This is a genomic window from Reyranella sp. (assembly GCF_050185545.1).
GTDB lineage: Bacteria > Pseudomonadota > Alphaproteobacteria > Reyranellales > Reyranellaceae > Reyranella.
This window is the reverse complement of the sequence record NZ_JBFWZI010000296.1, coordinates 1-6,112: the sequence shown is the minus strand read 5'-3', so window position 1 is coordinate 6,112 and position 6,112 is coordinate 1. Positions and strand designations below refer to the sequence as shown.

The window sequence follows — 6,112 nt, the reverse complement described above, 5'->3', positions numbered from 1 at the left end:
TCCTTGACGGTCGCGAGCACGCCGGCACACTTCCGCGCGCCGGGCGACAATGCACCCTCACTCACCTTCACATCGTCCCCCAAAACGAGGCAATGTCCACTTGACCACGGGTAGGAAGTCCTCCCCACGCGCAGCGTGGGGAGGCAGAGACTACCGGCTGTCGTAGAGCCGCATGACGATCTTCTCCAACGCCAGGAAGAAGGTGAAGAGTACGATGCCGACGCCGCACAAGAGCAGGATCGCGGCGAGCAGCAGCGCCGTCTCGAAATTGTTGGCCGAGAACAGGATGATGTAGCCGAGGCCGGTCTGCGCGGTGATGAACTCGCCGAGCACGACGCCGATCACGGCAAAGGTCACGCCGATGCGCAGTCCATTGAAGATGTGCGGCAGGGCGAACGGGAACTTGACCGTGAGAAACCTCTGCGCCCTGGACATCATCAGGCTGCGGCACAGCCTCTCGTAGGCGGGCGGTGCGGCCTGCAGCCCGGCGATCGTCGCCACGACAACCGGGAAGAAGGCGATGAAGACCGAGAAGATCACGTTGGCACTGAAGCCGGTGCCGAACCACAGCAGGAATACCGGCGCCAGCGCCACCTTGGGGATCAGCTGGAAGAAGACGACGGTGGGATAGACCGCCTGCATCAGAGTGCGCGAGTAGGACACGGCGGCGCCGAGCACGATCCCGAGGGCGGCCGCCAGGAGGATGCCGAGCACGGCGCCCCAGAAGGTCGGCTGCGCCTGCTCGAGCAGCACGCCGAGCGAGCGGACGAGGGTGTCGAATACCAGGCTGGGCGCCGGCAGCAGCCGTGCACTGAGGGCACCCGCGCGGCTCAGCGCCTCCCAACCGCCAAGCAGCAGCAGGGCGGCGAGCATGGGTGGGGCCACCAGCCGGATCGCCGTCCTGCCGAGAGCGGAGAGATCGAGGCTCTCGACGCGAGCCAGCCTGAGGCCGATGTCGGTCATCCGCCTTGCCACCGACGGACGGCCATCTCCCCGGCGTGGACGAGTCCGTAGCTCGCGAGGCCGATGGCGCACAGGACGGCGATGTTGGCCAGGATGAGGTCGGTGCGCAGCAGCGCTGCGCTCTTCAGGATCAGGAAGCCCAGCCCTTCGGAGGAGGAGATGAACTCGGCCACGATCACACCGATGACGGCGAGCGTGATGGCGATCTTGAGACCGGAAAAGAGGTAGGGCATCGAGGCGGGCAGGCGGACCAGCCAGAAAGTCCGCCACGGCGTCGCCGTGAGGCCGCGGCACAGCCGCACGAGCGAGCGGTCGGTCGAGTCGAGACCGGCCATCATGGCGATGAAGATCGGAAAGAAGGCGATGAAGGTGGCGACGGTGAGCCGCGACTGCCAGCCGATGCCGACCCAGACGATGAAGAGCGGCGTCCAGGCAATCTTCGGGACAAGCTGGATCACCACGATCAGCGGATAGAGCGCGTCGCGCAAGAGGCGGCTGAAGCTCAGCAGGGATGCCAGGCCGACGCCGCACACGGCGGCGAGGGCGAAGCCGGCCAGGGTGTCGCGCACCGTGGGGATGGCCTGCTGCCAGATGGTCGGCAGGTCGGCATGCAGCGCCAGGGCAATGTCCGACGGCGCGGGCAGAATCACCTTGGGATAGTCGAACAGGGCGACGGCGACCTGCCAGGCAAGCAGCAACCCGGCGCCGAACGCGGTCGGCAGGGCGATGGGGCGCAGGCGGTCGACGGCCGCGGCGAGCATCAATGGGACCGATGATCGATCTTGCCGCGCAGATGGCCGCAGATGCGATTGAAGTCGATGGTCTCGCCGATCTCGAGCCCGCGCGGCCGGGCAAACGGGATTCGTATGTCCTCGACGATGCGACCGGGCCGCCGGCTCATCACCAGGACTCGGTCGGCGAGATAGACGGCCTCGCGGATCGAGTGAGTGACGAAAAGCGCGGTGCGATGCTGTTCCTCCTCCCACATTTTCATGAGCACGAGATTCATCTCGTCGCGCGTGATGGCATCGAGCGCGCTGAACGGTTCGTCCATGAGCAGGAGGTCGGGGTCGTACACCAGCGCGCGGCAGATGGCGACGCGCTGGCGCATGCCGCCCGAGAGCTGGCCGGGCTTGTGATGATGAAATCCCTCGAGGCCGACCCGGTCGAGCAGGGCCATCGCCCGCCCGCGCGTCCCCTCGTCGGTCGGCCGAGTCGCCACCTGGAAGGGAAACAGCACGTTGTCGAGCGCGCTTTTCCACGGCAGCAGGGTGGGGTCCTGGAACATGATGCCGGTTTGCGCGCGCGGTGCCGCGAGCGGCCGGCCGGCAACGGCGATGCTGCCCTCGCTCGGGAGATCGAGCCCGGCGATCATCATCAGCAAGGTGCTCTTGCCGCAGCCGGACGGCCCCAGCAGGGCGACGAACTCGCCGGCCTTGATCGAGAACGTGCTCGTTGCGACCGCCTCGACCTGCTGGCGCGTGCCGGCACCGTAGACCTTGCGCACGCGATCGATGGCGACGTAGTCCGCCGCACTCGACGGTGCAGGCGGCGGCTGGATCGCGCGGATTGCTGTTGCCGTCACGTTCAACCCAGGGCGTACTTGGCCGAGGCGGCCTTGGCCTTGGTCCATTCGGCGTCGGAGAGCTTGAGCCTGCCGACGAACTCGTTGGTATAGAGTGAGGCCGGATCGGGCTTCTTGTCGCCGGGCGCCGACGCGTTCTCGAACACCAGCTCGGTCATCTTGGCGTAGACCGCCGGATCGGCGTAACCGATGCCCTTGTCCATCGCTTCCTTCGAGGCATAGTTGGCGGCCCACACCCCCATGCCGATCGCGACCTGATCCTTGGCGGTCGAGGCGAGCTTCAGCTCGGGAACCTCCTTGAACAGGATCTCGATCGTCTCCGCCGGATTGAGCAGGGCGAACTTCACGCCTTCGGACAGGCCCATCGCCATGGCTTCGCACAAGGCCTTCTCCTTGGTGAAGAACGCCGAGGTCGTGGTGAGCGAGTGGGCGTAGAAGGGCAGGCCGAACCGGCTGTAGAGGAAGACCCGCGGATTGATGCCGGCGGCCATGATCTTGGGCAGCGCACTGGCGACGAAGCAGGTGATGGCGTCGCACTGCTTGTCGATCAGCGCGACCTCGCGCACCTTGTTGTCGAGCGCCACCGACTGGATGTCGGCCATGGTGAGCCCGGCATTCTTCAGGAAGGTCGGCAGGAACGGGTACTCGCCGGAGGTCAGGGTCGAGCCAACCTTCTTGCCCTTGAGGTCGGCCGGCGCCTTGATCGGCGACTCCGGCCGCACTGCAACGCCCATCGTGGTGTCGTAGTTGAAGCACCCGAGCGACAGGAGCGGCAACCCCTTGATCGCCTGCTGGATCGAGTTGGGCGCGGCCGGAATGCCGAACTCGTACTTGCCCTGGGCGATCGCCTGGGTGGCCGCGGCGGAGCCGGTACCTTTCTCGATGACGACGTCGATGCCGGCCTTGGACCAGAACTGCTTGGCGGCGTAGGACCAGATGTTGGCGCCCTCGGGCAGCCAGCCCAGCGTGTACTTCACGCTCACCCTCTTCTGCGCGAAGACCGTCTTCGGCGCGAAGGCAGCGCCGCCTGCGGCGGCGAGTGCACCGGCGCCGGCAATCAAGGTGCGGCGCGACAGGCTGTTGCGCGGCGAGAGGTCGGTTCCCTTGTTGGCTTTGCGCATGTCACCCCCTGGTCGAGAATTCAGGTAATCTGCGACGCAACATGCATGCCAATGGCATATGACTTGCTGATCTCAGGGACTATGACAGCCAGTGACCTTGCGGCGCTCGACGCCCGCGTTCGCCGCGATATCGAGATGACCGCACATCCCCGCATGGAATGGATGAAGCCGCGGATGTTCCGGGGCAGGCCGGCACTCGATGCGCTGATCGTCGGCGCCGGGCAATCCGGCCTCGCCATTGCCTTTGCCCTGATGCGCGATCGCGTGAGCAACCTTCTGGTGATCGATCGTGCGCCAGCCGGACGAGAGGGACCGTGGGTCACCTTCGCGCGCATGCCGACGCTGCGCAGCCCGAAGGATCAGACGGGTCCCGATCTCGGGATTTCCAGCCTGACCTTCGAAGCCTGGTACGACGCCACGCAGGGTGCCGGCGCCTTTGCCGGCCTCGGCCTGATTCCCAGCCAGGCATGGCATGATTACCTGCAATGGTATCGGCGCGTCCTGGATTTGCCGGTGCGCAACGACGCCGAGGCGGTCGCCATTGCACCGGGCGAGCTCGACGACGGCGGCCGCTGCCTGCTGGTGACGCTTGCCGGCGGCGAGGTGCTGGCCGCTCGCAAGCTGGTGCTGGCGACGGGCCAGGACGGCACCGGCGAATGGTGGATGCCCGACTTTGTGCGCGCGCTGCCGGCCGACCGGCGGGCGCACACCTGCGAGATCATCGATTTCGATCGGCTGCGCGGGAAGGTCGTCGCCGTGCTGGGCGCCGGCGCCTCGGCGATGGACAATGCCTCGGTGGCGCTGGAGCATGGCGCGGAAGCGCATCTGTTCTGCCGTCGGACGGAGCCCGGCGTGGTGCAGCGCTATCGCTGGCTGACCTTCGCCGGGTTTCTGAAGCACATCGGGGAGATGCCCGACGAATGGCGCTGGCGCCTGGTCGGCACCATCCTGCGCGCCCGCGAAGGCTTTCCCGCCGACACCTACAAGCGGGCGATGGCGTTCCCGCAATTCACCATGCATGTCGGCCGGCCGTGGACGGACGCGCGCATGGAGGACGGACGCATCCGCCTCGACACGCCGCGTGGGCCGTTTCATGCCGACTACGTCATCTGCGGCACTGGCATCCATCAGGATGTCGGTCGGCGGCCCGAGCTGGCGGGCTTCGCCGACAAGATCGCGCTGTGGCGCCATCGCTACACGCCGCCGCCCGGCGAGGAGGACGAGCAGCTCGGCGCCTATCCGTATCTCGGCCCCGACTATGCCTTCCTGGAGCGCACGCCGGGCGAGGCGCCATGGCTGGCCGACATCCACCTGTTCGGCATCGGCTCGACCATGAGCTTCGGGCCGTCCGGCAGCAGTATCAACGCCATGACCACCGCCGTGCCCAAGGTGGCTGCCGCAGTGACCCGCGGCCTGTTCGCCGGCGACCTGCAGCGCCACTGGGAGTCGCTCAAGGCCTACGACGTGAAGCAGGTCGAATTGGACTGGACTCGTATCGCGCAGGGGTGAGTCATGCTCTTCCGGACCGCGGGCGTCCCGCCCGCTCATGAACTTGAGCGAGCGAGACGCCCGCGGTCCGGAAGAGGATGAGCTTCAAGCCGCCTTCTTGCCCTGCTGCGAGGGATGGTCGCCGGCGATCCGGAGGAAGTTCTCGAGGATCTTGTGGCCGTGCTCCGAGGCAATGCTCTCGGGATGGAACTGCACGCCGTGGATCGGCAGGGTGCGATGGCGCAGGCCCATGACGATCTCGCCGGTCTCCGCCGTCACCTCGAGATCCTTCGGAAAACCCGCGCGATCGACGACCAGCGAGTGATAGCGCGTCGCGCGGAACGGCGAGGGGACGTCCTCGAACACGCTTTGCCCGCGATGCTCGATCGCCGACAGCTTGCCATGCATCGGCATCGGCGCACGCACCACCTTGCCGCCGAACACCTGGCCGATCGCCTGATGGCCGAGGCAGACGCCGAACAAGGGGACATGGGTGCGCGCCGCGGCCTCGACCAGCGACATGCAGATGCCGGCCTCGTTGGGCGTGCAGGGACCGGGCGAGAGCACGATGCCGGCGGGCTTCAGCGCCAGCGCTTCGTCGACGGTGATCTGGTCGTTGCGGTGGACGACGCAGCGCGCGCCGAGATCGCCCAGGAAGTGGACGAGGTTGTAGGTGAAGCTGTCGTAGTTATCGATGAGCAGCAGCATGATTCCGATCTCCTCCCAGCGGAGCTGGGGAGGTGTCGCCGTCATACGGCGACGGGGGGTCATGCTCTTCTGGACCGTGGGCGTCCCGCCCGCTCATGTTCATGCAGCATGAGCGGGCGGGACGCCCGCGGTCCAAGATGACGACCCCTCCGTCGCCGTGTGACGGCGACACCTCCCCGGCAAAGCCGGGGAGGACATGGTGTGACGCACTGCGAGCGGCAGGGCAAGCCATCGGGGGAGTTTTACG

At 66.9% G+C, this 6,112-nt stretch carries 6 protein-coding genes; 1 reads left to right on the top strand and 5 read right to left on the bottom strand.

Annotation, left to right across the window (positions count from 1 at the left end):
* Nucleotides 1–150: 150 nt before the first annotated feature.
* Genes AB7O82_RS36510 through AB7O82_RS36495 form a run of 4 tightly spaced genes read right to left on the bottom strand, consistent with a single transcriptional unit; the run spans nucleotide 151 to nucleotide 3,669 of the window.
* Nucleotides 151–963, bottom strand: coding sequence for an ABC transporter permease (locus AB7O82_RS36510; RefSeq protein WP_428545636.1), 813 nt, complete (start codon nucleotides 961–963; stop codon nucleotides 151–153).
* Nucleotides 960–1,724 (bottom strand): ABC transporter permease, encoded by a 765-nt coding sequence (locus AB7O82_RS36505; protein WP_428545639.1) that lies wholly within the window; start codon nucleotides 1,722–1,724, stop codon nucleotides 960–962. The genes AB7O82_RS36510 and AB7O82_RS36505 overlap by 4 nt, the downstream gene beginning before the upstream one ends.
* Complete coding sequence (locus tag AB7O82_RS36500; protein ID WP_428545642.1) at nucleotides 1,724–2,548, bottom strand: ABC transporter ATP-binding protein; 825 nt, start codon at nucleotides 2,546–2,548, stop codon at nucleotides 1,724–1,726. Before AB7O82_RS36500 ends, AB7O82_RS36505 begins: the two co-directional genes overlap by 1 nt.
* 2 nt (nucleotides 2,549–2,550) lie before the next feature.
* Entirely contained in the window at nucleotides 2,551–3,669 is a 1,119-nt protein-coding gene (locus AB7O82_RS36495; RefSeq protein WP_428545645.1) for an ABC transporter substrate-binding protein, read from the bottom strand.
* A gap of 135 nt (nucleotides 3,670–3,804) precedes the next feature.
* Between AB7O82_RS36495 and AB7O82_RS36490 the strand changes: the two genes are divergently transcribed.
* The gene (locus AB7O82_RS36490) at nucleotides 3,805–5,178 is read left to right on the top strand and encodes an FAD/NAD(P)-binding protein (RefSeq protein WP_428621728.1); all 1,374 of its coding nucleotides are present in this window, start codon (nucleotides 3,805–3,807) and stop codon (nucleotides 5,176–5,178) included.
* 84 nt (nucleotides 5,179–5,262) lie between these two features.
* On the opposite strand, the gene AB7O82_RS36485 is transcribed toward AB7O82_RS36490, so the two are convergent.
* Nucleotides 5,263–5,865 (bottom strand): anthranilate synthase component II, encoded by a 603-nt coding sequence (locus AB7O82_RS36485; RefSeq protein ID WP_428545651.1) that lies wholly within the window; start codon nucleotides 5,863–5,865, stop codon nucleotides 5,263–5,265.
* Nucleotides 5,866–6,112: the final 247 nt, after the last annotated feature.